The sequence below is a fragment of the Microbacterium sp. sgz311019 genome (assembly GCF_056135325.1).
Map to the genome: position 1 here is coordinate 134,893 of NZ_JBWAXO010000003.1, position 21,814 is coordinate 156,706.

Sequence of the window (21,814 nt, forward strand, 5' to 3'; positions counted from 1 at the left end):
CCCAAGGGCATCGGCTCACGCCGGACGACGCGGGATCTCACGCCAGAGGTCGACGGTCTCGTCCTCGCCTCGGCCCGGGCCACCGGCCGACCGTCCCACGACGGTCACCGCGATATCGGCGTCGGGGGACGTGCGGACGAACAGCCGGTCGGAGTGGGCGGAGCCGACCGCATCGGCGAGCTCCCGGCGGATGCTCTCGAGGGCCGGCTCCGACACGTCGTCCAGTCCGCCCTCGTCGTAGACGGTGATCACGGCACCCCGTCTGCGCGCCCGGTCGAGGGCCTCTCGGACCTCGTCGTCGAGCAGTCGCCCGCCACGGAGCTCGTCGCGCAGGCGCCCCTCGGCGATCGTGGCCTCCGCCCGATCGGCCGGTGTGATGGCCCCGCCCACCTCGATGGCGCGCGTGAGCACCGGGCCCGCGATGGTGAGCGCGCGCTGCACCTGGACGCGTCGCTCGCGCCGGCGGCCGGATTGCGCCGCGCGCCACGACGATGCCGCGGCCTGAAGCTCCTGCAGCTGCGAGGTGTCGCGCGCGGCGCGGTCGAACGAGCGCATGAGCAGCTGGGCGACGCCGACCCAGAGCACCGAGCCGACCAGACCCATCGCGAGCGCGTTCAGGGGGCCCAGCCAGATCGCCGAGACGACCCCGAGAGCCGCGATGCCGGCCCATGCCCACCAGCTGCGCCGTCGCACCATGACGATCGTCATGAGGGCGCCGAGCCCGCCGATGTACCAGGTCACGTATGGCGCCCCGGCGGAGTCCTCGCCGGCGAAGATCGTCAGACCGGTGGGCAGCGCGATCGTCAGCGCGACGGCGAGCGCGGCCGCCCACGTCGGGAGGGGAACGGGTCCGCGAGAGCCGGCGGTGAGCGGCACGTCATGGTCGGCAGGCGCCGTGCGACGGCCGCCGACAGGCTCGACGAGCAGGCACAACCAGGTGATCAGGAGGTACACGACAAGGGAGGCGATCATCCCCACCGGATGCGCGACGGGCTCCGTCCACCACAGTCCGCGCGCAGACAGGTAGGCCGTGAACGCGACGGCGAGACCGATGAGGACGTGCCGGACGCTGAAGGTCATGCTTCCTCCTCCTCTTCGGCCTCGGGCGACGGGGCGCCCCACTCGAGCACGACCCGCGTGCCCTGGGGCCCGGTCTCCACGCGCGCGCGTCCGCCGACCGCCGCGACGCGGGCGAGGATCGACGCCCGGATGCCGAGGCGGTCCTCGCCCACCGCCTCTGCATCGAAGCCCGGACCGGAGTCGATGATGCGGACGACCACCATCGGCGGATCCGTCAGTCCTTCGACCTCCAGACGCAGCCCGCGCCCGTCGGCGTGCTGGATCGAGTTGGCGATCGCCTGCGTGGCGGCGAGGACGAGTGCGCGCGCGACGCTCTCGGGGAGGGTCCCCGCGTGGCGGTCGATACGCCGCGTCGTCGGCGGCACGATACCGAACTCGACGCCCGCGTTCTCCACCGCATCCGCCAGCGCCGCCATCGAGACCGGCGCATCGGTCCCGATCTCCGCATCCCGCTCGGCGTTGGCGAGCCGGGTCAGCGCCTCGCGCGCCATCGACACCGCGAGGGCGCGCTCACGCTCGGAGTGCGACCGCGCCACGGCGAGCAATGCCGCCAGGACGCTGTCGTGCATCAGTGCCGCGACCGACACGCGCTCCTGCTCGGTAGCCTCTGCGGCGGCCGCCGCCGCGTAGGTCTCGACCGCGCGGGCGCGCTCGCCGTCGACGTCGTCGGCGACCGCCCGGAAGACCCAGCCGAGCGACAGCAGGATGCCGCCGAGGATCAGGGCGAACGACACGTCGAGGCTGACCGTCATCCAGTACTCCCGCCCGAATCCGCCCTGCATGAGTCGCACGAGTCCGTAGAGCAGCGGGATCAGGATCGTCGCGAGGATCTGGAGCGGAAGACGGAACGAGAGGATCGTCATCACCGTCGCGACATTGATGAGGTAGAAGATCCACGGGTGATCCGTCGGCGCGGTGGCCACACCGCGGGTGGCCAGCGGCCACACGAGCAGCACCGCGATGTAGACGACCGGGAACTGCGCGCTCGCCGGACGCACCGCGCGGCCGACGAGACATGCGAGGATCGCCGCGGCCAGGCTCGCGAATGTGACGACGACGAGCGGCACGTGCCATCCCGGCGCCTCCTCGTCCGGACCGATCGCCGCGAAGAAGGCCTGCGAACCGAGGGCGAGGCATCCGATCGCGATGGCGAGCTGCAGGATGCGTTCGACGCGGGTGCGCGTGAACGAGCCGAGGGCGCGTGTGCGACGACCCGATGCCGCAGCCTCAGCCGCCACCGGCGCCTTCTTCGACATTGAGGATGCCGTCCTCCATGGCCCGGCGGAGGAGATCGACCTTGGTGGGGGCCGGCCGGCCCACGTCGATGTACTTCATCCGGACGCGGGTGATGTTCTCCTTCGCCGTGGAATACGCGATGCCGAGGCGATCCGCGACCGCCTTGAGCGGCAGTCCCGCGGCGTACAGGCGCAGGACGTCGCGCTCGCGCAGCGACAGCTGCGCGTCGGCGAACAGACGGTCGCCCTCGACGGCGCTCGCCCACTCGACGTTGTCGAGCAGCTCGCCGCGCGCGACGGTGCGAATGGCGTCGAGCACGTCCTCGGTCGGCGAGGCCTTGCTGATGACCCCGGCGGCACCCGCGGCGAGCGCCTCGCGCACGGCGTCCGGCCGGTCGGCCACTGAATGGATGATGACGCTCGAGCCGTCGGCTGTCAGCGCCCGCACGTTCTCGGGGATCGTCGTCCCGTCTCCCAGCGTGAGGTCGAGGACGACGACGTCGGCGGGCGGCGACGCGCTGAAGCGCCGCCAATCGAGATAGGCGGTCACTGTGCTGCCGGAGAACACGACGTCGAGCGAGCGGTTCCGATCGCAGGCCGCTTCCAGGCCGAGTCTCACGGACTCATGGTCGTCGATCAGCGCCACCTGCGTCATGCCGCTCAGCCTAACGAGTGCACGTCACGTGCGCGTCAGAATCGCCACCGTTTCGACATGGTGCGAGTTGGGGAAGAGGTCGAGCGCGCTGAGGACGGCGGGCGCGTAGCCGTGACCGCGGAACGTCGCGAGGTCGCGCGCCAGCGCGACGGGATCGCAGGCGACGTAGACGACGGATGCGGGGGCGAGCCCGGCGATCGCGTCCACGACCTCGCGGCCCGCTCCGGCGCGCGGCGGGTCGAGGAGCGTGACGCCCGCCGCGAGGCGGGAGCGCTCGGCGGCCGACGCCGTCTCGGCGAGCTGCCGGATCCACCGATCCACTCTGCCCGTGACGGCGCGGGCGCCGACCCACTCTGCGAGGTTGTGGCCGGCGTGCTCGGTGGCGCCGGCATCCGATTCCACCGAGGTCACCCGCGTGCGGGGACCGCCGGTCTCCGCCAGGGCGGCGGCGAAGAGGCCGACCCCGCCGTAGAGGTCGAGGTGCGCGGCATCCGGATCCACTCCCCCGACCGCCTCGAGGCCGCCGCGCACGGCGGTGGTCAGCGCAGATGCCGCAAGGCGATGCACCTGCCAGAACCCGCTCGCATCCACGCGGAACTCGCGGTCGCCGACGCGCTCGAGGATCGGCTCCGGCTTGTGGTGCGCACGCCTCGCCGCGGGACGGCGCAGGATGCGCACGCGCCCGTCGGCAGGCTGGACGAGGTCCACCCGTCCCGGCTCGGCGTTCGTGAGTCGATCCGCCGCCTGGGCGATGGCGCGCGTGGCAAGCGGGAGGTCCACCACGGCGACGACCTCGTGCGTGCGCGAGGCGTAGGGGCCGATCCGGCCGGCATCGTCGACGTGGAGGCTGACGCGCGTGCGCCAGCCGGTGCCGTCGGCGGTCTCGTCGACTCCGGCGGGGACGACGGTCAGGTCTCCGGGCTCGACCCCGGCCATGCGCCGCAGCGCGTCCGAGATCACGGTCCCCTTGAGCTCCCGCTGGTGCTCGAGCACGATGTGGCCGAAGTCGGCGCCGCCGGGTCGCTCGGCGGCCGGCACGTTGATGTCGGCCTGCGGCCACACGTGCGGGCGGCGATGGGGCGAGGCATCCAGGATCTCGATCGGCTCCGCACGCCAGAAGGACTTCGCCCCCGCCTGGGTCAGGCGCGCGCGGACGCGCTCGCCCGGCACGACGTCGGGGACGAAGACGACCCGCCCTCGCGACGGCGCCTCTCCGGATCCGTGAGCGTCGCCGCCGTGGCGGGCGACGAAGACCCCGCCGTGCGCGACGCTCTCGATCTCGAGCTCCACCTCGTCACCCACGGCACCCGTCGAAACCATGTGTCCGAGCATCCCACACCCGTTAGCGTGAGGGGATGCGCGTGCTCCTGGCCTCGACCTCGCCCGCCCGACTCATGCTGCTGCGTCAGGCGGGCATCGAGCCGGAGACGCTGGCGCCCGACGTCGACGAAGAGGCGGTCATCGCCGCGGTCGAGCGTGTCGAGGGCCGGCTGCCACCCGCCGACCACGTGCTGCTGCTCGCCCGGCGCAAGGCCGCGGACGTCGCGGCGCGCGCGGCCGCCGAGGGCTTCACCGGCATCGTCATCGGCGGCGACTCGATGTTCGAGATCGACGGCGACATCCTCGGCAAGCCGTACACCGCAGACATCGCGGCGGGACGATGGCAGGGGATGCGGGGTCGCACGGGGGTGCTGCACTCCGGGCACAGCGTCTACCTGCTGTCGGCGGTCGCCGAGCCGATCGAGGCGCACGCGGTGGCCGAGGCATCCGTCTCCTTCACCGCCGACATGACGGACGACGAGATCGACGCGTACGTCGCGACCGGCGAACCGCTTCACGTGGCCGGAGCGTTCACGATCGACAGCCTCGGCGGCCCGTTCATCGAGCGCGTTGAGGGCGACCCGTCGACGGTCGTGGGGATGTCGCTGTCCACGGTGCGGCGGCTCGTCAGGGAGCTCGGGGTCGCCTGGCCGAGCCTGTGGACGAGCTCGTAGGTTCCCTCACACGCGAGCGGGTGTTTCTTGTGGAGGTCACTCAAAACACCCCCGACGCCCCTCGGTAGGCTGGCATGCATGCCTGACATCGCCAAGGTTCTCGTTGCCAACCGCGGCGAGATCGCCGTCCGCGTCATCCGCGCCGCGCGCGATTCCGGAAAGGCCTCGGTCGCCGTCTACGCCGACCAGGACCGCGACGCGATGCACGCGCGCCTGGCCGACGAGGCGTACGCGCTCGAGGGCACCACGAGCGCCGAGACCTACCTCTCGATCGACAAGATTCTGGGCGTCGCCCGCCGCTCAGGTGCGGACGCCGTGCACCCCGGCTACGGCTTCCTCGCCGAGAACGCCGACTTCGCCCGCGCCGTCATCGCCGCGGGGCTCGTCTGGATCGGCCCGACCCCCGAGGCCATCGAGGCCCTGGGCGACAAGGTCACCGCTCGTCACGTCGCCGAGAAGGTCGGCGCTCCCCTGGCCCCCGGCACTCCCGGTCCCGTCTCGGGCGCCGACGACGTCGTCGCGTTCGCCGAGACGGTGGGCCTTCCCATCGCGATCAAGGCCGCGTACGGCGGCGGCGGCCGCGGCCTGAAGGTCGCCCGCGAGCTGGCCGAGATCCCCGAGCTCTTCGAGTCGGCGACGCGCGAGGCGATCGCCGCGTTCGGCCGCGGCGAGTGCTTCGTCGAGAAGTACCTCGACAAGCCGCGCCACGTCGAGACGCAGTGCCTCGCGGATGCCGAGGGCAACGTCGTCGTGGTCTCGACGCGTGACTGCTCGCTCCAGCGCCGCCACCAGAAGCTCGTCGAGGAGGCCCCGGCACCTTTCCTCACCACGGAGCAGAACACGATCCTCTATGAGGCGTCCAAGGCGATCCTGCGCGAGGTCGGCTACGTCGGCGCGGGAACCTGCGAGTTCCTGATCGGCGCCGACGGCACCATCTCGTTCCTCGAGGTGAACACCCGCCTGCAGGTCGAGCACCCGGTGTCCGAGGAGGTCACCGGCATCGACCTCGTGCGCGAGCAGTTCCGGATCGCAGAGGGCGGCACGCTCGACTACGACGACCCGGAGCCCCAGGGCCACTCGTTCGAGTTCCGCATCAACGGCGAGGACCCCGGACGCGGATTCCTGCCGCAGCCCGGCCCCATCAAGGTCTTCAAGACGTTCGGCGGTCCGGGCGTGCGGCTCGACTCCGGCGTCACCGCCGGCGACACCGTCAGCGGCGCGTTCGACTCACTGCTCGGCAAGGTCATCGTCACGGGCCGCGACCGCGCCGAGGCGCTCGAGCGGTCCCGTCGCGCGCTCGACGAGTTCGAGGTCGGCGGTCTGCCGACGGTCATCCCCTTCCACCGCAAGGTCGTGCGCGATCCCGCCTTCACGGCGGAGGACGGCCGGTTCGGCGTCTACACCCGCTGGATCGAGACGGAGTTCGTCAACGACATCCCCGCATGGGACGGGGAGCTGGACGGCCCGCAGGCCACCGAGGCCCGCCACACCGTCGTCGTCGAGGTCTCGGGCAAGCGCCTCGAGGTGAGCCTTCCCGACCGCATCGTCGCGCCGGTCGCGCAGACCGCCGGCCGCCCCGCCGCGGTGCCGCCGTCGCGCCGCTCGCACGAGCACACGGTGGTCGCCGGCGCATCCGGAGACGCGGTGAAGGCCCCGATGCAGGCGACGATCGTCAAGGTCGCCGTCGAGGAGGGCCAGGTGGTCGTCAAGGGCGACCTCGTCATCGTGCTCGAGGCGATGAAGATGGAGCAGCCGATCCAGGCGCACAAGGACGGCGTCGTGGGCACGATCAACGCCGACCCGGGCACGACCGTGTCGGCCGGGCACCAGCTGCTGCTCATCAGCTGACGAAGGTGCTCCGCGAACCGCTGGAGGTTCGCTTCATGCACACCGATCGGGCGGCGACCCCGCGGGACAAGTCGCCCACGACCTCGCACGTGCTCATCGAAGGCGACGTGACCGCGCGGCGCAACGAAGCAGCGCCGCGCCCGCGCGGCACGCTGAGCCTCATCCGTCCTCGCGCACGACCTCCACGGAGTGCATCGCACGCACGGCGTCGGTGATGCTTCCCGACAGCGACGGGAACACCGTGAACACGCGCGACACCTGGTCGACGGTGAGTCGGCGCTCCACGGCGATCGCAACCGGATAGATCAGCTCGGATGCGCGGGGCCCGACGATCACGCCGCCGATGACGGTGCCGCTGCCCCGATGGGCGATGATCTTGACGAAGCCGTCCTTGATGCCCATCATCTTGGCGCGCGCGTTGGCGGCCAAGGGCAGCTTGTGCGCCACGCCCTCGACGAGGCCGTCGGCGATGTCCTTCTCCTGCCAGCCGATGGTCGCGATCTCGGGAGCCGTGAAGATGTTCGCCGCGATGCGCCGACGCTCGAGCGGGATGACGGCATCGCCGAGCGCGTGGAAGATCGCCGTGCGGCCCTGCATCGAGGCGACCGAGGCCAGGGGCATGAACGTCGTGCAGTCGCCCGCCGCGTAGATGTTCGGGACGGAGGTGCGCGCGACGCGGTTGACCTGGATGTGGCCGGACTCGGCGAGCTGCACGCCGGCCTCCTCCAGTCCGATGCCCGCCGTGTTGGGAATCGATCCGACGGCCATGAGGCAGTGGCTGCCCTCCACGGTGCGACCGTCGCTCAGGGTGACCATCACGCCGTCCGGCGTGCGCTCCACCTTCGCCGCGCGCGACTTCGCGAGGACCTGCATCCCGCCCCGCGTGAAGACCTTCTCCAGGACGGCGGCGGCGTCCTCGTCCTCACCCGGCAGAACGCGGTCGCGGCTCGAGATCAGCGTGACCTTCGCGCCGAGGTTCATGTAAGCGCCCGCGAACTCGGCGCCGGTGACGCCGGAGCCGACGACGATGAGATGATCCGGCAGAGCCGGCATGCTGTAGAGCTGCGTCCACGTCAGGATGCGCTCGCCGTCGGGCTTCGCCGACGAGAGCTGACGAGGCGAGGCGCCCACCGAGACGACGAGCGTGTCGGCCTCGATGCGGTCGAAGTCGGTGCCGCCAGGCCCCGTGGACACCACGACCGCCCGGTTCCCCTCGAGCCGCCCGTGCCCGGTGATGATCCGCACACCCTCCTCGAGGAGCGTCGCGCGCAGGTCGTCCGACTGCTGGCGCGCGAGGGAGAGGAGCCGCTTGTTCACCGCGGCGAGGTTGATGGCCACCATCGGCTTCAACGGCTTGCCCTCGGCGCCCTTCGCGTAGAACTCGACGCCCAGATCACTCGCCCCGGCGATCGCGACCGCCGCATCCGCAGTCGCGATGAGCGACTTGGAGGGGACGACGTCGGTCAGGATGGCGGCGCCGCCGACACCCGCGCGCTCGACGAGGGTCACCGCCGCGCCCAGCTGGGCGGCGGCCAGCGCCGCCTCGTATCCGCCGGGACCGCCGCCGAGGACGGCGACGCTCTGGGTGCTCTCGAAACTCAGGGACATGGCATCCATTCTCCCCCGGCGCGCGCACCCCCCGCAGCAGCGCCCGCTCCGATGCCCGCACCCTCCCTCGCCTGAGCCCTGGGCCTTCTCTAAAGTGGGTCCATGTCAACGAACAGCGCCAACCCGCTCGACGACTCCGCCGCCGACCCGTTCGAGGTCGCGCGCCGCGCGGCCGAGGACATCGCCCGACTCACGGGCGTCGAGCACCACGACATCGCGCTCACCCTCGGCAGCGGATGGGGCAGGGCTGCGGATCTCATCGGCGAGACCGTCGCGACCATCCCGGCAACCGATGTCACCGGCTTCGGCGAGCCCGCCCTGGAGGGGCACGTCGGCAGCCTGCGCAGCGTCCGCACCCCCCGCGGCAGGAATGTGCTCGTCATCGGCGCTCGCACCCACTATTACGAGGGTCACGGCGTCCGGCGCGTCGTGCACAGTGTGCGCACCGCCGCCGCGACGGGAGCCAGGACGATGGTGCTCACCAACGGAGCGGGCGGCATCAAGAACACGTGGACCCCGGGCCGCCCCGTGCTCATCAGCGACCACATCAACCTCACCGGCGACTCGCCCCTCGAGGGCGCGACATTCATCGACCTCACCGACCTGTACTCCGTGCGCCTGCGCGATGTGGCGCGTCGCGTCGACCCGACCCTCGACGAGGGCGTCTACTGCCAGTTCCGCGGACCGCAGTACGAGACGCCGGCCGAGGTGCACATGGCGAAGACCATCGGCGGGCATATCGTCGGCATGTCGACCGCGCTCGAGGCGATCGCGGCGCGGCAGGCGGGCATGGAGGTCCTCGGCTTCTCGCTCATCACCAACATGGCCGCCGGCATCCAGACGACCCCCCTCAGCCATCAGGAGGTGATCGAGGCCGGCCGTGCCGCCGAGCCGGTGATCTCGTCGCTGCTGGCCCAGGTGATCGGGCAGCTGTGAGCGCCGTGGACGGCCTGCTCGAACAGGCGCGGGCATGGCTCGCCCAGGACCCCGACCCCGAGACCCGCGCGGAGCTCGAGGACATCGTCGGCCGTGCCGAGTCGGGCGACGAGGATGCGGCGGCCGACCTCGCACGCCGGTTCGACGGGCGCCTCGCGTTCGGCACCGCGGGGCTGCGCGGAGAGCTCGGCGCGGGGAGCGCCCGCATGAACCGCGTGCTCGTGGCACAGGCGGCGGCCGGGCTCGCCGCCTATCTTCGCGAGCAGGTGGGCGCGGATGCCGAGGCGCCCCCGGTCGTGATCGGCTACGACGGGCGACGCAACTCGCACGTGTTCGCGGTCGACTCGGCCGAGATCTTCGCGGGCGCCGGATTCCGGGCGATCCTCATGCCGAGAATGCTGCCGACGCCGGTGCTCGCCTTCGCGGTCCGCCACCTCGGCGCCGCAGCCGGCGTCATGGTCACCGCGAGCCACAACCCGCCGAACGACAACGGCTACAAGGTGTATCTCGGCGGTGCCGACGACGGCTCGCAGATCGTGCCGCCGGCCGACGCGGACATCGCCGCGCACATCGAGCGCATCGCGACCGAGTCGACGGTGGATGCGCTCCCCCGATCGGTCGGGTACGAGATCGCCCTCGAGTCCACCGTGGACGCGTACGTGGACGCCACGGCCGCCGTCGCTCCCGCGCCCGAGGGCGCGGACGGCCTGCGCTGGGTCTACACGGCGATGCACGGCGTCGGCTGGGAGAGCGTCGAGCGCATCGTGTCCCAGGCCGGGTATCCCGCGCCGACCACCGTCACCGCCCAGATCGAGCCCGACGGCGCGTTCCCGACCGTGGCGTTCCCCAACCCGGAGGAGCCCGGCGCCCTCGACCTCGCCTATGAGACCGCGCGCGCGAGCGACGCGGAGCTGATCGTGGCGAACGACCCGGACGCCGACCGCCTCGCGATCGCGATCCCGGATGCCTCCGCCGCGGGCGGCTGGCGCCGGCTCACGGGCAACGAGGTCGGGCTGCTCCTGGGCTGGCGCGCCGCGCGCCTGGCAGCCGAGGGCGACCGCGCGGACGGCGCATCCCTCGCCTGCTCGCTCGTGTCCTCACCCGGGCTCGCCGCGATCGCGGACCACTACGGCCTGGACTTCCACGCGACGCTCACCGGCTTCAAGTGGATCTCGCGAGCCCCCGGGATCGTCTTCGGCTTCGAGGAGGCCCTCGGCTACCTCGTGAACCCCGAGACGGTGCGCGACAAGGACGGCGTCTCAGCGGCTGTGGCCTTCCTCGGGCTCGTCGCCGAGGCGCGCGGCGAGGGCCGCGCGGTGGACGACCTGCTCGCGGAGCTCGGCGACACGTTCGGACACTTCGCCAGCGACCAGATCTCGCTGCGCGTGGAGGATCTCTCGATCATCGGACGGATCATGACGGGACTGCGCGAGCGCCGGCCGGAGCGCATCGGCGACGTCGAGGTGGAGCGGTTCGACGATCTCGCCCAGGGCGTCGACGACCTGCCACCGGGAGACGTCGTGCGCCTGCACCTCGCCGGTGGATCGCGCGTCGTCGTGCGCCCGTCGGGCACCGAGCCGAAGCTGAAGGCGTACCTCGACGTGCGCGGCGACACGGCCGACGATGCGCGCGCGCGCCTGGCCGCGCTCCGAGCCGCGGTCGGCGACCTGCTCGCCGACCTCACCTGATCGGCGTGGCGGGGCTCGTCAGCCGTCGATGACGGCGGCGAGCTCCTCGACGAACGATGGGAAATCCACACCGCTGCGGATGATCCGCAGCACGCTGTCGCGCTCGGAGAACACCTCCACGAACTGCTCGAAGACGGTCTGGAAGGCCTCGCGGTCGGTCTCGGAGAAGGCCACCATGGCGACGACGTTCACACGTCCGTCGCCCCACGGGATCGACGGATCGGCGATGCCGACGGCGATGGACGTGCGAGATGCCGTCATCGCCAGTGCGTGCGGCACCGCCAACGCGTCGGTGAACGCGGTGGAGCTCAGCCGCTCCCGCTCGATCGTGTGCTCGACGTAGTCCTCGTCGATGACGCCCTGCGCGACGAGCAGCTGCCCGAGGCGACGGATGACGCCCTCCTCGCCACCGCCGCCGTCGAGCCCGCGCACGAAGGCGTCGGGCGCGAGATAGCGCTCGAGGTCGGTGCGCAGCGTCGCCAGGCGACGGCCGCGACGGATGCGGACAGCCGCCGCCTGCACGCGCGCGACGTCGGCATCGGTGAGGAACGGCTGGATGCGCACGACCCGGTCGGAGGCGTAGGGGGCCTCGATCGTGGTCAGCACGAGGTCGGTGTCGATGCTCGCCCAGTCCGGATCCATGCGCGTCTCGACCCAGACCACCTCGATCGCCTGCCCGAGCGAGCGGTCGATGCTCGAGCGCAGCAGCTCGTGCAGCTCCTGGTAGCCGGGGCACACGATCGTGGCCGTCAGGAGCCGCTCCGAGCGCCGATTCCGCTCGATGCGGCCGCCGACGTGCATCGCGATGTAGCCGATCTCGTCGTCGACGATGGGTGTCCCGAGCCGCTCCTGGAGGCCGCTCGCGACGAAGACCGCGACCTCGAAGATCATGGGATGCGACGACTTCAGCTCGCGCGTCAGCGGGTTGCGGGGCACGGCCCCGGCCCGCGCGCGGTGCAGGAGATTCTGCACGTGCAGGGCGAGGCGCAGGATGAAGTCGTCGTGCGCGATGTCGACGAGGTACTCGGATGCCGCCTGCTCCACGACCTCACGGACCGCCTCGACGACGGCCGGATCGAGTTGCGCGCGGATGGTCGCGGCACGGGACTCCGACCCGGGCTCCACAACGCGAGTGAGCACGATCATCGCGAGGTGGCGCCGGTCGCCCGCGCCGAGCTCGACGCCCAGTTCCTCGGACACGAGCCGCGCGATCAGCGCCTCGATGTCATCGGCCTCCCGCGGGCCCTCCTCCGCGAGTCCGAGCGGATGGCCGCGCACGGCGCGATCCGCGGCGATCACGATGTGCGCGATGACGTCGACGATCGCGAACTCGTTCACGAAGAAGCCGAGCTCGGTGAGGCCGGCAACCAGATCGGCCTTGAGCTTCGCCGACGCATCCATCGGCACGGAGCCGCCCAACGAGCGCTGCAGCACCTGGAGGTCGAAGGAGCCTGCATCCATCTCGTCGTGCGCGAGCCGGCTCAGCAGCCGGCGACGGGCGAGCTCCTCGCCGCGGAGCCTGGCGCGCGACGACGAGCGCTCGAGTGCGAGGTCCATGCCGCCCAGCAGCGCGCGCACGCGCATGAGGTCTCCGTCGACGGTGGCGCTGCTCACGTGCAGCTCGTCGGCGATCTCGTACACGTCGATGCCGTCCGGGGAATCCAGCATGCCCCGCACCAGCCGGTGAAGCCGGTCGCGGGGCGTTCCGCGCTCGACCGCGTTCGCGCGCCCGGCGGACGACGCCGCCGGACCGACGCGGTAGCCGAGCGGTCCGGACTCCACGACGAGCGCGTCCTGGTCGCGCGTGTTCAAAGCGGTGACATACGAGCGGATGCTGCGCGGAGTGACCCCGAGGGCGTCCGCCAGCACGGCTGCCGTCGCCCAGTCGTCCTCGTGCAGGAGCAGGCCGAGCAGGCGGTCCTGTCGCGCTCTCGTCACTCGCCCTCCGTGTCGCCCCGCAGTCATCGTCGCGGTCGCCCGGCCAGTAAATCACGGACGCGCGCGCCGCGGGGCGGAGGGCAGGGCATGTTCCGCAGGGGCGGAAAGTTGTCTGCCTGCCACCCGGTGCGTCCAGCCGAACAGAATGTCGGGTGAGGAGGCGGATCGATGAGGATCCTCGTGGTTTGCGGTGCGGGAGCGTCGAGCACGTTCGTCGCACAGCGGGTGCGCTCCGCCGCGGAGGACCGCGGCATTGCGTGCGAGGCTCGCGCCGGCAGCGAGAGCAGCATCGGCGCGGACGTCGAGACCCTCGACGTCGTGCTCGTGGGGCCTCATCTCGCCGCGCACATGGAGCTGATCCGCACGGGTGCGGCCTCCCGCGGTGCCCTCGCGGTGCTCCTGCCCGACGACGTCTTCTCCGACCTGGACGGGTCGCGAACCCTCGCGCTCGTGCAGGAGGCCCTCGCATCCCGCCGCATCACGGCACCACCGACCCCCCAACGAGAGGATCACGATGACTGAGATCGCGCGCACGGTGCGCATCGGCTCGTCCCACGGCCTGCACGCACGACCCGCCAAGCTGTTCGCCCAGGCGGCGAAGGAGTCCGGCATTCCGGTGACCGTCGCGAAGGGCGCGGGCGCGCCGGTCAACGCCGCCAGCATCCTCGGCGTGATCGCGCTCGGTGCGGAGCAGGGCGACTACGTCACGCTGACCGCCGACGGCGACAGCGCCGAGCAGGTGCTCGACACCCTCAGCGAGCTGCTGACCACCGACCACGACGCGCAGTGACGAGCGTCGCGATGAACGGAGTGAGGACATGACGCAGATCCGCGGAGTGGGTATCGGCCAGGGCGTCGCGCAGGGCCCGATCGCCCGCATGACCCCGCCGCTGGCCGCGCCCGTCGACGAGCCGGCGACCGGCAGCGTGGAGGAGGAGACGGCCCGCGTCCGCGAGGCGATGGGCGTCGTCGCCCGCGACCTCGAGGAGCGCGGCGAGCGCGCCGGCGGGACCGCCCGCGATGTGCTCGAGGCCCAGGCGATGATGGCCGAGGACCCGGCCCTCGAGTCCGAGGTCGACTCCCGCCTCGCGGCGGGCAAGAACGCCGAGTGGGCGGTCTTCGACGCCTTCGCCTCGTTCCGCGACCAGCTCACCGCTCTCGGGGGCTACCTCGGCGAGCGCGCCGCCGACCTCGACGACGTCGCACAGCGCATCGTCGCGCACCTGCGCGGCGTCTCGGCACCCGGCATCCCGGATCCGGGGCATCCGTTCGTGCTCGTGGCCGAGGATCTCGCGCCCGCGGACACCGCGCTCCTCGACCTCGACCAGGTGCTCGCGCTCGTCACGACGCAGGGCGGCCCGACCTCGCACACGGCGATCCTCGCGCGGGAGAAGTCGATCGTCGCGATCGTGGGCGCCACGACCGCGGATCAGCTGCGGGACGGCGAGATGGTGATCGTGGATGCCGCGGCCGGCCTCGTCACGTCGGAGCCCTCGGCGGACGACCTCGACCAGGCCCGCCGCCGCGCGGACGCCCGACTGCAGGCGGCATCCGCCCCGATCACTCCCGGCGCACTCGCCGACGGGACGCCGGTGCCGCTGCTCGCGAACCTCGGGAACCCGGATGCGACCAACGCCGTCGCCCTCGGCGCCGAGGGTGTGGGACTCTTCCGCACCGAGTTCCTGTTCCTCGGCAACCAGTCCGCGCCGACGATAACGCAGCAGCGGGAGTCCTACGAGCGGCTGCTCGGCGCGTTCCCCGGCAAGAAGGTCGTCGTGCGCGTGCTGGATGCGGGCGCCGACAAGCCGCTCGCATTCCTCAACGACGCGCACGAAGAGAATCCGGCGCTCGGCCTCCGGGGGCTTCGCGCCCTGCGCGCCAGCGAGGACATCCTGCGCGAACAGCTGACGGCGCTCGCGGAGGCCGATGCGGCCGTGCGCGCCGCCGGCGAGGCGGCCGACCTGTGGGTCATGGCGCCCATGGTGTCGACGGTCGAGGAGACCGAGTACTTCGTCGCCGTCGCCCGGGAGTACGGCATCCGCACCGCGGGCGTCATGGTGGAGGTGCCCTCCTCGGCCCTCCTGGCGGACCGCATCCTCGCCCATGCGGACTTCGCGTCCATCGGCACCAACGACCTCACCCAGTACACCCTCGCCGCCGACCGCCTGCTCGGCTCGGTGGCGAGCTTCCAAGACCCCTGGCATCCCGCGGTCCTGCGCCTCGTGCGCGAGGTCGGGGATGCCGGGCGCCGCGCCGGCAAGCCGGTCGGCATCTGCGGAGAGGCGGCGGCAGACCCCCTGCTTGCCGTCGTCCTGGTCGGTCTCGGCGCCACGTCACTGTCGATGGCGCCCACGGCGCTCGCCGACGTGCGTGCGTCGCTCGCGACCCACACCCTCGACGATGCGACGCGCATCGCCGAGGCCGCACTCGCCGCAGAGGATGCGGCGTCCGCCCGAGACGCGGCCATGTCGGCCGCCATCCCCCGAGAGAGGCAACTCCCATGACAACGACGTCACCCCCACAGGCCCAGAGCGGCGGCCGCAAGGCGCAGGTCCACATCCAGCGCTTCGGCACGTTCCTCTCCGGCATGATCATGCCGAACATCGCGGCATTCATCGCCTGGGGCCTCATCACCAGCCTCTTCATTTCAGCCGGATGGCTGGGCTGGTGGCACCCGGTCGCCGACCTGCTGGGCGGCTTCGGCAACGCCGACCAGATCGGCTGGAGCCACGCCATGACGAGCCTCGCGACGGGACCGGACGGCAAGACCTTCCCGCAGTACGTGGGTCTGGTCGGTTCGATGATCACCTACCTGCTGCCACTGCTGATCGCCAACCAGGGCGGCCGGATGGTCTACGGCGAGCGCGGCGGCGTCGTCGCATCCATCGCCACGATGGGCGTGATCGTCGGCACGACGATCCCGATGTTCCTCGGCGCGATGATCATGGGCCCCTTCGCGGCCTGGGTCTGCAAGATGATGGACAGGCTGTGGGAAGGCAAGATCCGCCCCGGCTTCGAGATGCTGGTCAACAACTTCTCCGCCGGCATCCTGGGCATGATCCTCGCCGTCGTGGGCTTCTTCGCCTTCGGACCGGTGATCACCTGGGTCAGCGAGGGTCTCGGCGGGATCGTGCAGTGGCTGGTCAACCAGAGCCTCCTGCCGCTCCTGTCGATCATCGTCGAACCCGCGAAGGTCTTGTTCCTCAACAACGCCATCAACCACGGCGTGTTCACGCCACTCGGCATCCAACAGGCCGCCCACACCGGCAAGTCGATCCTGTTCCTCATCGAGGCGAACCCCGGCCCCGGCCTCGGCGTCCTCCTGGCGTACAGCTTCTTCGGCGTCGGCATGGCGCGGGCCTCGGCACCGGGCGCGATCATCATCCAGTTCCTCGGCGGCATCCACGAGATCTACTTCCCGTACGTGCTGATGAAGCCGATCCTGCTGATCTCGGTCATCGCCGGCGGTATGACGGGCGTCGCGACGAACCAGTTCCTCGGCGGCGGGCTGCGATTCCCGGCGGCGCCAGGATCGATCATCGCGGTGACCGTCGCGGCGCTGCCCCCGGGCGTGCCGAACCTCCTGGTCGTGCTCCTGTCGGTCCTGCTGGCGGCGACGGTCTCGTTCATCCTGTCGTCGGTCTTCCTGCTGCGCACCCGCCGTCGCGACCTCGCGACCGAGGGCGCCGGCGACCTGACGGACGCGATCGCCCAGACCGAGGCCAACAAGGGCAAGGAGTCGGCTGCGCTGTCCGGCCTGCGCGCACGCGCCACCGCGAACGCCGCGGCGGAGGGCGAGATGCTCGACACCTACGCCTCCGAGGCGGCGGACGCCATCGCCGCGGGCACCGTGGTCTCGGAGAGGCCGATCCACAACATCGTGTTCGCGTGCGATGCGGGAATGGGCTCCTCCGCGATGGGGGCGAGCGTCCTGCGCAACAAGGTCAAGAAGGCCGGAGTGGAGAACGTGACGGTCGTCAACAAGGCCATCGCCAATCTCGACGGCTCGGAGGATCTGATCATCACGCAGAACCAGCTCACCGACCGCGCACGGGCGAAGGCACCGAACGCGATCCACGTGACCGTCGACAACTTCATGAACTCGCCGCGGTACGACGAGGTCGTGGACACGGTCCGCGAGCAGCACAAGCACGGCGAGTAGCCGCAGAGAGGCGACAGAGGGGATCTCACATGTCTGACGATGTTCTGACCCGCGACCGGGTGCGCATCCACTCGGAGGCTGCCACACAGGACGAGGCGATGCGGGAGGCCGCCGGCATCCTGGAGGATGCCGGCGCGGTCACCGCCGCGTACTACAGCGCGATGAAGGATCGTGAGCAGACCGTGTCGACGTACATGGGCAACGAGCTCGCGATCCCGCACGGCACCAACGCGGCGAAGGACGAGATCCTCTCCTCCGCGCTCTCACTCGTGCGATACGACGGCGGTGTCGACTGGGGCGGCGAACCTGTCCGCTTCGTGGTCGGCATCGCCGGCAAGGGCGACGAGCACCTCGAGATCCTCTCTCGCATCGCCATCCTCTTCTCGGATGACGACGACGTCGCACAGCTCAAGTCTGCGTCGACCGCGGACGAGCTGTTCGACCTCCTGGAGAGCGTGAACGAGACATGAAGGCCGTCCAGTTCGGCGCCGGGAACATCGGGCGCGGCTTCGTCGGTCTGCTGCTGCACGAGGGCGGCTACGAGCTGGTCTTCTCGGATGTCGCCGCCGCCCTCGTCGATGCGATCGACGCGGCGCCCCGGTACACGGTCCACGCCGTGGGCGAGGGCGGTGGCGACACTGTGGTCACCGGATTCCGGGCGCTCAACAGCGCGACGGATCCGGATGCCGTGGCCGATGAGGTCGCGACGGCCGAGGTCGCCACGACCGCGGTCGGCCCGACCGTGCTGCGCTTCGTCGCGCCCCTCCTCGTGGAGGGGCTCCGGCGGCGCTCGGCATCCCTTCCCCCGCTGCAGGTGATGGCGTGCGAGAACGCCATCAACGCCACCGACCTGCTGCGCGGCGAGATGCAGGCCGTGGCGGGCGACGAGTGGGAGGCCCTGGCGGCGCGCGCCGTGTTCGCGAACACCGCGGTGGACCGGATCGTCCCGGCCCAGCCGGCCGGCGGTGGCGTGGATGTCACGGTCGAGGCGTTCTCCGAGTGGGCCATCGAGCGGCCGCCGTTCGGCGACGACCCGCCGCACATCCCAGGGGCGCACTTCGTGCCCGACCTCGCGCCGTACATCGAGCGGAAGCTCTTCACGGTCAACACGGGCCATGCGGCGACCGCCTACCTCGGCGCGCGCGTCGGCCGGGAGACGATCGCGGATGCGCTCGCCGACCCGACCGTCGCGGCCGGCGTCGAGGCGGCCCTCGAGGAGACCTCGGCGCTGCTCGAGGTCGTCCACGGGCTCTCCGCCGACGACCTCGCGGAGTACCGGTCGACCATCCTCCGACGGTTCCGCAATCCGGCCCTGCCGGACACCGTGTGGCGGGTCGGCCGCCAGCCGCTGCGCAAACTCTCGCGCCACGAGCGCTTCGTCGGGCCCGCCGCGGCGGCCGCCGAGCGCGGGCTGCCGACACGGGCGCTCGTCGCGGCGATGGCCGCGGCGCTCGAATTCGACGACCCTGCGGACGAGCAGGCCGTGGAACTCCAGGTCATGCTGCGCGACATGGATGCCGACACCCTCACCGCGACGGTGACCGGCCTCGAGCCCGGGCACCCGCTGTTCCGGCCCGTCCGCGATGCCGTCGCCGCACGGCAGGCGGCCCTCCGCGCGGTCGTCGCCCAGGAGGAGGGCGCCTAGGCTGGGTCGGTGGATTTCGCGACTCCCGTCACGCTCGAGAACGAACACGTCCGCCTCGAGCCGCTGGATGCGGCGGCCCACGAGGCGGACCTCGCGCGCGCCGCCGTGGGCCTCGAGCACGCCTGGTACACAAGCGTGCCGATGCCCGGTGGCGTCGGGGACGACATCGCGGCCAGACTCGCCCTGCGGGATGCCGGGACCATGAACCCCTTCGCCGTCCGCCGCCTCGCCACCGGGGAGATCGTGGGGCAGACGACCTTCTGCAACATCGATCAGCCCAACCGTCACGTCGAGGTCGGCTACACATGGCTCGGTCCCTCCGCCCAGCGCAGCGAGGTCAACACGGCGGCCAAGCTCGTGCTGCTCACCCACGCGTTCGAGGCATGCGATGCGATCGCCGTGGAGTTCCGCACGCACTGGCACAACCGGCAGTCGCGCGCGGCGATCGCGCGCCTGGGCGCCAAGCAGGACGGCGTGCTGCGCAACCACCGCATCGGCAGAGACGGCATCCTGCGCGACACCGTCGTCTTCTCGATCATCGCGGGCGAGTGGCCCGCGGTGCGCCGCGAACTGCAGGAGCGCCTGGCGCGCGGCTGAAGACCTTCTGCGTCACGACCCGCCGCGCAGGGAATGCGCAGGCCCTACGATCGGCCTAGCGGTCCCGGTGCGTCGGGGCCCGGGCGCAGCGAGCGGAGGGGATGACGTTGGTGCTTTCAGAGCCGCCGGCGCGAGCATCCATCCGGGACGTCGCCGCCCGGGCGGGAGTGTCGCGGCAGACAGTCTCCCGTGTGCTCAACGACCTCCCCGGGATGTCGGAGGAGACGGCCGCGCGGGTGCGCGCGGTCATCGCCGAGCTCGACTACCGCCCCAACCGCGCGGCGCGCACCCTCGCCACCTCGCGGCATCGCACCATCGGCCTCATCACGACCGCGCCGCGCGAATTCGGGCCCGCCAGCATCGCACTGGCCATCGAGCGCGCCGCCCGCGAATACGACTATGCGCTGGCGAGCGTCTCGGTGGTCTCGGACGGCGAGGACGAGATCGCCGAGGCGCTGGACGAGCTCGTGCGGTGGGGCGTGGACGGCATCGTCGTCATCGCGCCCCAGGCGGCGAGCTGGCCGCTGATCAAGGAGCGCCTGGGCACGATGCCATCGCTGACGCTCCAGTGGTCCGACGGCCCGACCCATACTGCGGCCATCGACCAGCGCGTGGGCGCGGTGGCCGCCACCCGGCACCTCATCGGGCTCGGGCATCGCCGCATCCTCCATCTGGCCGGCCCCGAGGGCTGGGCAGAGGTCGACCAGCGCATCGCCGGGTACCGGGACGCGCTCATCCAGGCGGGGCTCGAGCCGCTCGATCCGGTGAGCGGCGACTGGACCGCGGATTCGGGCTACGAGGTCGGGCGACGCATCCTCCCCGGCCGCGACTTCACCGCGGTGTTCGCATCGAACGACCAGATGGCGATCGGCCTGCTGCACGCCGCTCGCGAGGCCGGCATCGAGGTCCCGCGCGGACTGAGCGTCGTCGGCTTCGACGACATCCCGGAGGCTCGGCATGCGGCACCGCCGCTGACGACCGTCCGGCAGGGGTTCGCCGCCCTCGGCGACACGGCCATGCGCCGGCTCATCGCCGTCGTCGAGCGCCGCCCCGCACCGGACGACGAGGTGCCGGATCAGACGACATTCGTCGTGCGCGAGAGCACGGCGCCGCCTCAGCCCTGACCGGGAGTCGCGGACGGCGCCGGCAGCCCGTCAGGCGTCACCCGATAGACCACGGTCGAGTGCGGTGCGACCGTTGCACCGAACGACGAGCCGGAGCTCGCGACCGCGCCCGACCAGAGGTCGCGCAGTCGGAGGGCGTGCGCTCCCGCCCCGATCGCCCGTGCCGAGGTGTCGATCCGCGTCGGCGTCTCGCCCGCGTTGAAGAGCGCCACCGCCACGTCCCCGTTCGCGAGGGGCTTCGCGAGCACCCAGGTCGTGCCCGTGTGCGCCACCACCCGCGCCTGCACGCCGAGCATGTCCTGGTCGACGGCGATGAGGTCGCGGTTGCCGAGGATCGCGAGGGTCTGCGGGGTCGCGGTGCGCAGGTCGGTGCCGATGAGCAGCGGCGCCGCCATCATGGCCCAGAGCGCGAAGTGGCTGCGGTACTCGGCATCCGTCATGCCCCCGTTGCCGACCTCGAGCATGTCGGGGTCGTTCCAGCGGCCGGGGCCGGCGGCGGCGGCGAGCCGGACGTTCTGCTCGAAGATCGCGAGCATGCTCGCGTAGTGGTCCTTGATGTCGTGCGTCGTTCGCCAGAGCGACGCCATGGCCGGCGCCCACGTCCACGGCTCATGGATGCCCCACTCGCACAGGCTGAGCACGATCGGGCGGGAGACGCCGGCGAGCGCGTCGGCCATGCGCTGGTAACGCGCCCGGTACCCGGCCTCGTCCGCGGCGAAGTGCAGCCGCCGACCTCCCACGGACACGGTCTTGCGGCCGCAGTTGTCGTACTTGAGGTAGTCGATCCCCCACTCCGCGAAGGTGCGCGCATCGACGTCCTCGTAGCCGAGGCTTCCGGCGAGTCCCTCGCACGTCGTGGTGCCGGCGCTCTCGTAGATCCCCGCCTTCAGGCCGCGGGCGTGGAGGTAGGCGACGAGGTTCGGGATGCCGCTCGGAAACCGCTGCGGGTCCGCCACCAGCCGGTGCGTCGACGGGTCGCGTCCCGCCGCGGCACGCGCGGCGCTGCCGCGGGCGGCATCCCGCCCCGCCATCCAGCAGTCGTCCATGCCGACATACGTGTAGCCGGCCTCGCGCAGACCGGTGCTGACCAGCAGATCGGCCGCGGCGCGGATATCGGCCTCGTCCACGTCGCAGCCGAACGCGTTCCAGTCGTTGAAGCCCATCGGCGGGGTCTGCAGCATGGTCGGCGGGCGGGACGCATCCGGGGCCGTCGGCGCCGGAGCGGGCGCCGACGTGCACGCCGACAGCGTCGCGGCGAGCGCGGCCGCCGCGACAGCGAGGGCGGTCAGGCGGTTCCGCGTCAC

19 protein-coding genes are annotated in these 21,814 nt (G+C 71.8%); 12 read left to right on the top strand and 7 right to left on the bottom strand.

The features are described 5' to 3' along the window. Nucleotides 1-15 precede the first annotated feature (15 nt). The 4 genes from AC0NZN_RS06125 to AC0NZN_RS06140 are packed head-to-tail and all read right to left on the bottom strand — an operon-like array spanning nt 16 to nt 4,290. Nucleotides 16-1,080 carry a hypothetical protein gene (locus AC0NZN_RS06125; RefSeq protein ID WP_474591391.1) on the bottom strand — a complete coding sequence of 355 codons (1,065 nt, stop codon included), beginning with the start codon at nt 1,078-1,080 and terminating at the stop codon, nt 16-18. Then, nucleotides 1,077-2,318 carry a sensor histidine kinase gene (locus tag AC0NZN_RS06130; RefSeq protein WP_474591392.1) on the bottom strand — a complete coding sequence of 414 codons (1,242 nt, stop codon included), beginning with the start codon at nt 2,316-2,318 and terminating at the stop codon, nt 1,077-1,079. The genes AC0NZN_RS06125 and AC0NZN_RS06130 overlap by 4 nt, the downstream gene beginning before the upstream one ends. Then, a complete protein-coding gene (locus AC0NZN_RS06135) occupies nt 2,308-2,970 on the bottom strand; it encodes a response regulator transcription factor (RefSeq protein ID WP_474591393.1) in 663 nt (220 codons plus the stop codon). Before AC0NZN_RS06135 ends, AC0NZN_RS06130 begins: the two co-directional genes overlap by 11 nt. 24 nt (nt 2,971-2,994) lie before the next feature. Continuing rightward, nucleotides 2,995-4,290 carry a class I SAM-dependent RNA methyltransferase gene (locus AC0NZN_RS06140; RefSeq protein ID WP_474591394.1) on the bottom strand — a complete coding sequence of 432 codons (1,296 nt, stop codon included), beginning with the start codon at nt 4,288-4,290 and terminating at the stop codon, nt 2,995-2,997. Nucleotides 4,291-4,325: 35 nt separating this feature from the next. Here AC0NZN_RS06140 and AC0NZN_RS06145 point away from each other — a divergent pair, with 35 nt between their 5' ends. Then, a complete protein-coding gene (locus AC0NZN_RS06145) occupies nt 4,326-4,964 on the top strand; it encodes a Maf family protein (RefSeq protein WP_474591395.1) in 639 nt (212 codons plus the stop codon). 78 nt (nt 4,965-5,042) lie between these two features. Continuing rightward, nucleotides 5,043-6,812: an acetyl/propionyl/methylcrotonyl-CoA carboxylase subunit alpha gene (locus tag AC0NZN_RS06150; RefSeq protein WP_474591396.1), complete on the top strand. Its 1,770-nt coding sequence runs from the start codon at nt 5,043-5,045 to the stop codon at nt 6,810-6,812. Nucleotides 6,813-6,971: 159 nt separating this feature from the next. Here AC0NZN_RS06150 and AC0NZN_RS06155 read toward each other — a convergent pair whose 3' ends face one another. Next, the gene (locus tag AC0NZN_RS06155) at nt 6,972-8,420 is read right to left on the bottom strand and encodes an NAD(P)H-quinone dehydrogenase (protein WP_474591397.1); all 1,449 of its coding nucleotides are present in this window, start codon (nt 8,418-8,420) and stop codon (nt 6,972-6,974) included. A gap of 102 nt (nt 8,421-8,522) precedes the next feature. On the opposite strand from AC0NZN_RS06155, the gene AC0NZN_RS06160 reads away from it, so the two are divergent. Further along, nucleotides 8,523-9,356: a purine-nucleoside phosphorylase gene (locus AC0NZN_RS06160; protein ID WP_474591398.1), complete on the top strand. Its 834-nt coding sequence runs from the start codon at nt 8,523-8,525 to the stop codon at nt 9,354-9,356. Then, on the top strand, nt 9,353-11,044 hold the full coding sequence (locus AC0NZN_RS06165; RefSeq protein ID WP_474591399.1) for a phospho-sugar mutase: 1,692 nt from the start codon (nt 9,353-9,355) through the stop codon (nt 11,042-11,044). Before AC0NZN_RS06160 ends, AC0NZN_RS06165 begins: the two co-directional genes overlap by 4 nt. An 18-nt stretch (nt 11,045-11,062) precedes the next feature. Here the strand turns inward: AC0NZN_RS06165 and AC0NZN_RS06170 are convergent, their stop codons facing one another. Then, the gene (locus tag AC0NZN_RS06170) at nt 11,063-13,009 is read right to left on the bottom strand and encodes a BglG family transcription antiterminator (RefSeq protein ID WP_474591400.1); all 1,947 of its coding nucleotides are present in this window, start codon (nt 13,007-13,009) and stop codon (nt 11,063-11,065) included. A 141-nt stretch (nt 13,010-13,150) separates the two neighbouring features. Here AC0NZN_RS06170 and AC0NZN_RS06175 point away from each other — a divergent pair, with 141 nt between their 5' ends. The 8 genes from AC0NZN_RS06175 to AC0NZN_RS06210 all read left to right on the top strand — a co-directional run bounded on the left by AC0NZN_RS06175 (nt 13,151) and on the right by AC0NZN_RS06210 (nt 20,510). Further along, nucleotides 13,151-13,504: a PTS sugar transporter gene (locus tag AC0NZN_RS06175; protein WP_474591401.1), complete on the top strand. Its 354-nt coding sequence runs from the start codon at nt 13,151-13,153 to the stop codon at nt 13,502-13,504. Then, entirely contained in the window at nt 13,497-13,772 is a 276-nt protein-coding gene (locus AC0NZN_RS06180; protein ID WP_474591402.1) for an HPr family phosphocarrier protein, read from the top strand. The genes AC0NZN_RS06175 and AC0NZN_RS06180 overlap by 8 nt, the downstream gene beginning before the upstream one ends. Nucleotides 13,773-13,800: 28 nt before the next feature. Further along, complete coding sequence (gene ptsP / locus AC0NZN_RS06185) at nt 13,801-15,486, top strand: phosphoenolpyruvate--protein phosphotransferase (RefSeq protein WP_474591403.1); 1,686 nt, start codon at nt 13,801-13,803, stop codon at nt 15,484-15,486. Further along, nucleotides 15,483-17,144 (top strand): PTS mannitol transporter subunit IIBC, encoded by a 1,662-nt coding sequence (locus tag AC0NZN_RS06190; protein ID WP_474591404.1) that lies wholly within the window; start codon nt 15,483-15,485, stop codon nt 17,142-17,144. The genes ptsP and AC0NZN_RS06190 overlap by 4 nt, the downstream gene beginning before the upstream one ends. Nucleotides 17,145-17,173: 29 nt before the next feature. Continuing rightward, the gene (locus AC0NZN_RS06195) at nt 17,174-17,614 is read left to right on the top strand and encodes a PTS mannitol transporter subunit IIA (protein WP_474591405.1); all 441 of its coding nucleotides are present in this window, start codon (nt 17,174-17,176) and stop codon (nt 17,612-17,614) included. Next, nucleotides 17,611-18,789: a mannitol-1-phosphate 5-dehydrogenase gene (locus tag AC0NZN_RS06200; RefSeq protein ID WP_474591406.1), complete on the top strand. Its 1,179-nt coding sequence runs from the start codon at nt 17,611-17,613 to the stop codon at nt 18,787-18,789. The genes AC0NZN_RS06195 and AC0NZN_RS06200 overlap by 4 nt, the downstream gene beginning before the upstream one ends. Before the next feature lie 9 nt (nt 18,790-18,798). Continuing rightward, on the top strand, nt 18,799-19,386 hold the full coding sequence (locus tag AC0NZN_RS06205) for a GNAT family N-acetyltransferase (protein WP_474591407.1): 588 nt from the start codon (nt 18,799-18,801) through the stop codon (nt 19,384-19,386). Between the two features lie 101 nt (nt 19,387-19,487). After that, nucleotides 19,488-20,510 carry a LacI family DNA-binding transcriptional regulator gene (locus AC0NZN_RS06210; RefSeq protein ID WP_474591408.1) on the top strand — a complete coding sequence of 341 codons (1,023 nt, stop codon included), beginning with the start codon at nt 19,488-19,490 and terminating at the stop codon, nt 20,508-20,510. On the opposite strand, the gene AC0NZN_RS06215 is transcribed toward AC0NZN_RS06210, so the two are convergent. Then, nucleotides 20,501-21,814: a glycoside hydrolase family 27 protein gene (locus tag AC0NZN_RS06215; RefSeq protein WP_474591409.1), complete on the bottom strand. Its 1,314-nt coding sequence runs from the start codon at nt 21,812-21,814 to the stop codon at nt 20,501-20,503. The genes AC0NZN_RS06210 and AC0NZN_RS06215 overlap by 10 nt on opposite strands.

Excerpts from the sequence above, each read along its gene's own strand:
- ptsP (WP_474591403.1), top strand. The coding sequence starts at position 13,801 with ATGACGCAGATCCGCGGAGTGGGTATCGGCCAGGGCGTCGCGCAGGGC.
- AC0NZN_RS06180 (WP_474591402.1), top strand. The coding sequence starts at position 13,497 with ATGACTGAGATCGCGCGCACGGTGCGCATCGGCTCGTCCCACGGCCTG.
- AC0NZN_RS06140 (WP_474591394.1), bottom strand. The coding sequence starts at position 4,290 with ATGGTTTCGACGGGTGCCGTGGGTGACGAGGTGGAGCTCGAGATCGAG.
- AC0NZN_RS06190 (WP_474591404.1), top strand. The coding sequence starts at position 15,483 with ATGACAACGACGTCACCCCCACAGGCCCAGAGCGGCGGCCGCAAGGCG.
- AC0NZN_RS06150 (WP_474591396.1), top strand. The coding sequence starts at position 5,043 with ATGCCTGACATCGCCAAGGTTCTCGTTGCCAACCGCGGCGAGATCGCC.
- AC0NZN_RS06135 (WP_474591393.1), bottom strand. The coding sequence starts at position 2,970 with ATGACGCAGGTGGCGCTGATCGACGACCATGAGTCCGTGAGACTCGGC.
- AC0NZN_RS06195 (WP_474591405.1), top strand. The coding sequence starts at position 17,174 with ATGTCTGACGATGTTCTGACCCGCGACCGGGTGCGCATCCACTCGGAG.
- AC0NZN_RS06145 (WP_474591395.1), top strand. The coding sequence starts at position 4,326 with ATGCGCGTGCTCCTGGCCTCGACCTCGCCCGCCCGACTCATGCTGCTG.
- AC0NZN_RS06200 (WP_474591406.1), top strand. The coding sequence starts at position 17,611 with ATGAAGGCCGTCCAGTTCGGCGCCGGGAACATCGGGCGCGGCTTCGTC.
- AC0NZN_RS06125 (WP_474591391.1), bottom strand. The coding sequence starts at position 1,080 with ATGACCTTCAGCGTCCGGCACGTCCTCATCGGTCTCGCCGTCGCGTTC.
- AC0NZN_RS06170 (WP_474591400.1), bottom strand. The coding sequence starts at position 13,009 with ATGACTGCGGGGCGACACGGAGGGCGAGTGACGAGAGCGCGACAGGAC.
- AC0NZN_RS06175 (WP_474591401.1), top strand. The coding sequence starts at position 13,151 with ATGAGGATCCTCGTGGTTTGCGGTGCGGGAGCGTCGAGCACGTTCGTC.
- AC0NZN_RS06210 (WP_474591408.1), top strand. The coding sequence starts at position 19,488 with ATGACGTTGGTGCTTTCAGAGCCGCCGGCGCGAGCATCCATCCGGGAC.
- AC0NZN_RS06160 (WP_474591398.1), top strand. The coding sequence starts at position 8,523 with ATGTCAACGAACAGCGCCAACCCGCTCGACGACTCCGCCGCCGACCCG.
- AC0NZN_RS06155 (WP_474591397.1), bottom strand. The coding sequence starts at position 8,420 with ATGTCCCTGAGTTTCGAGAGCACCCAGAGCGTCGCCGTCCTCGGCGGC.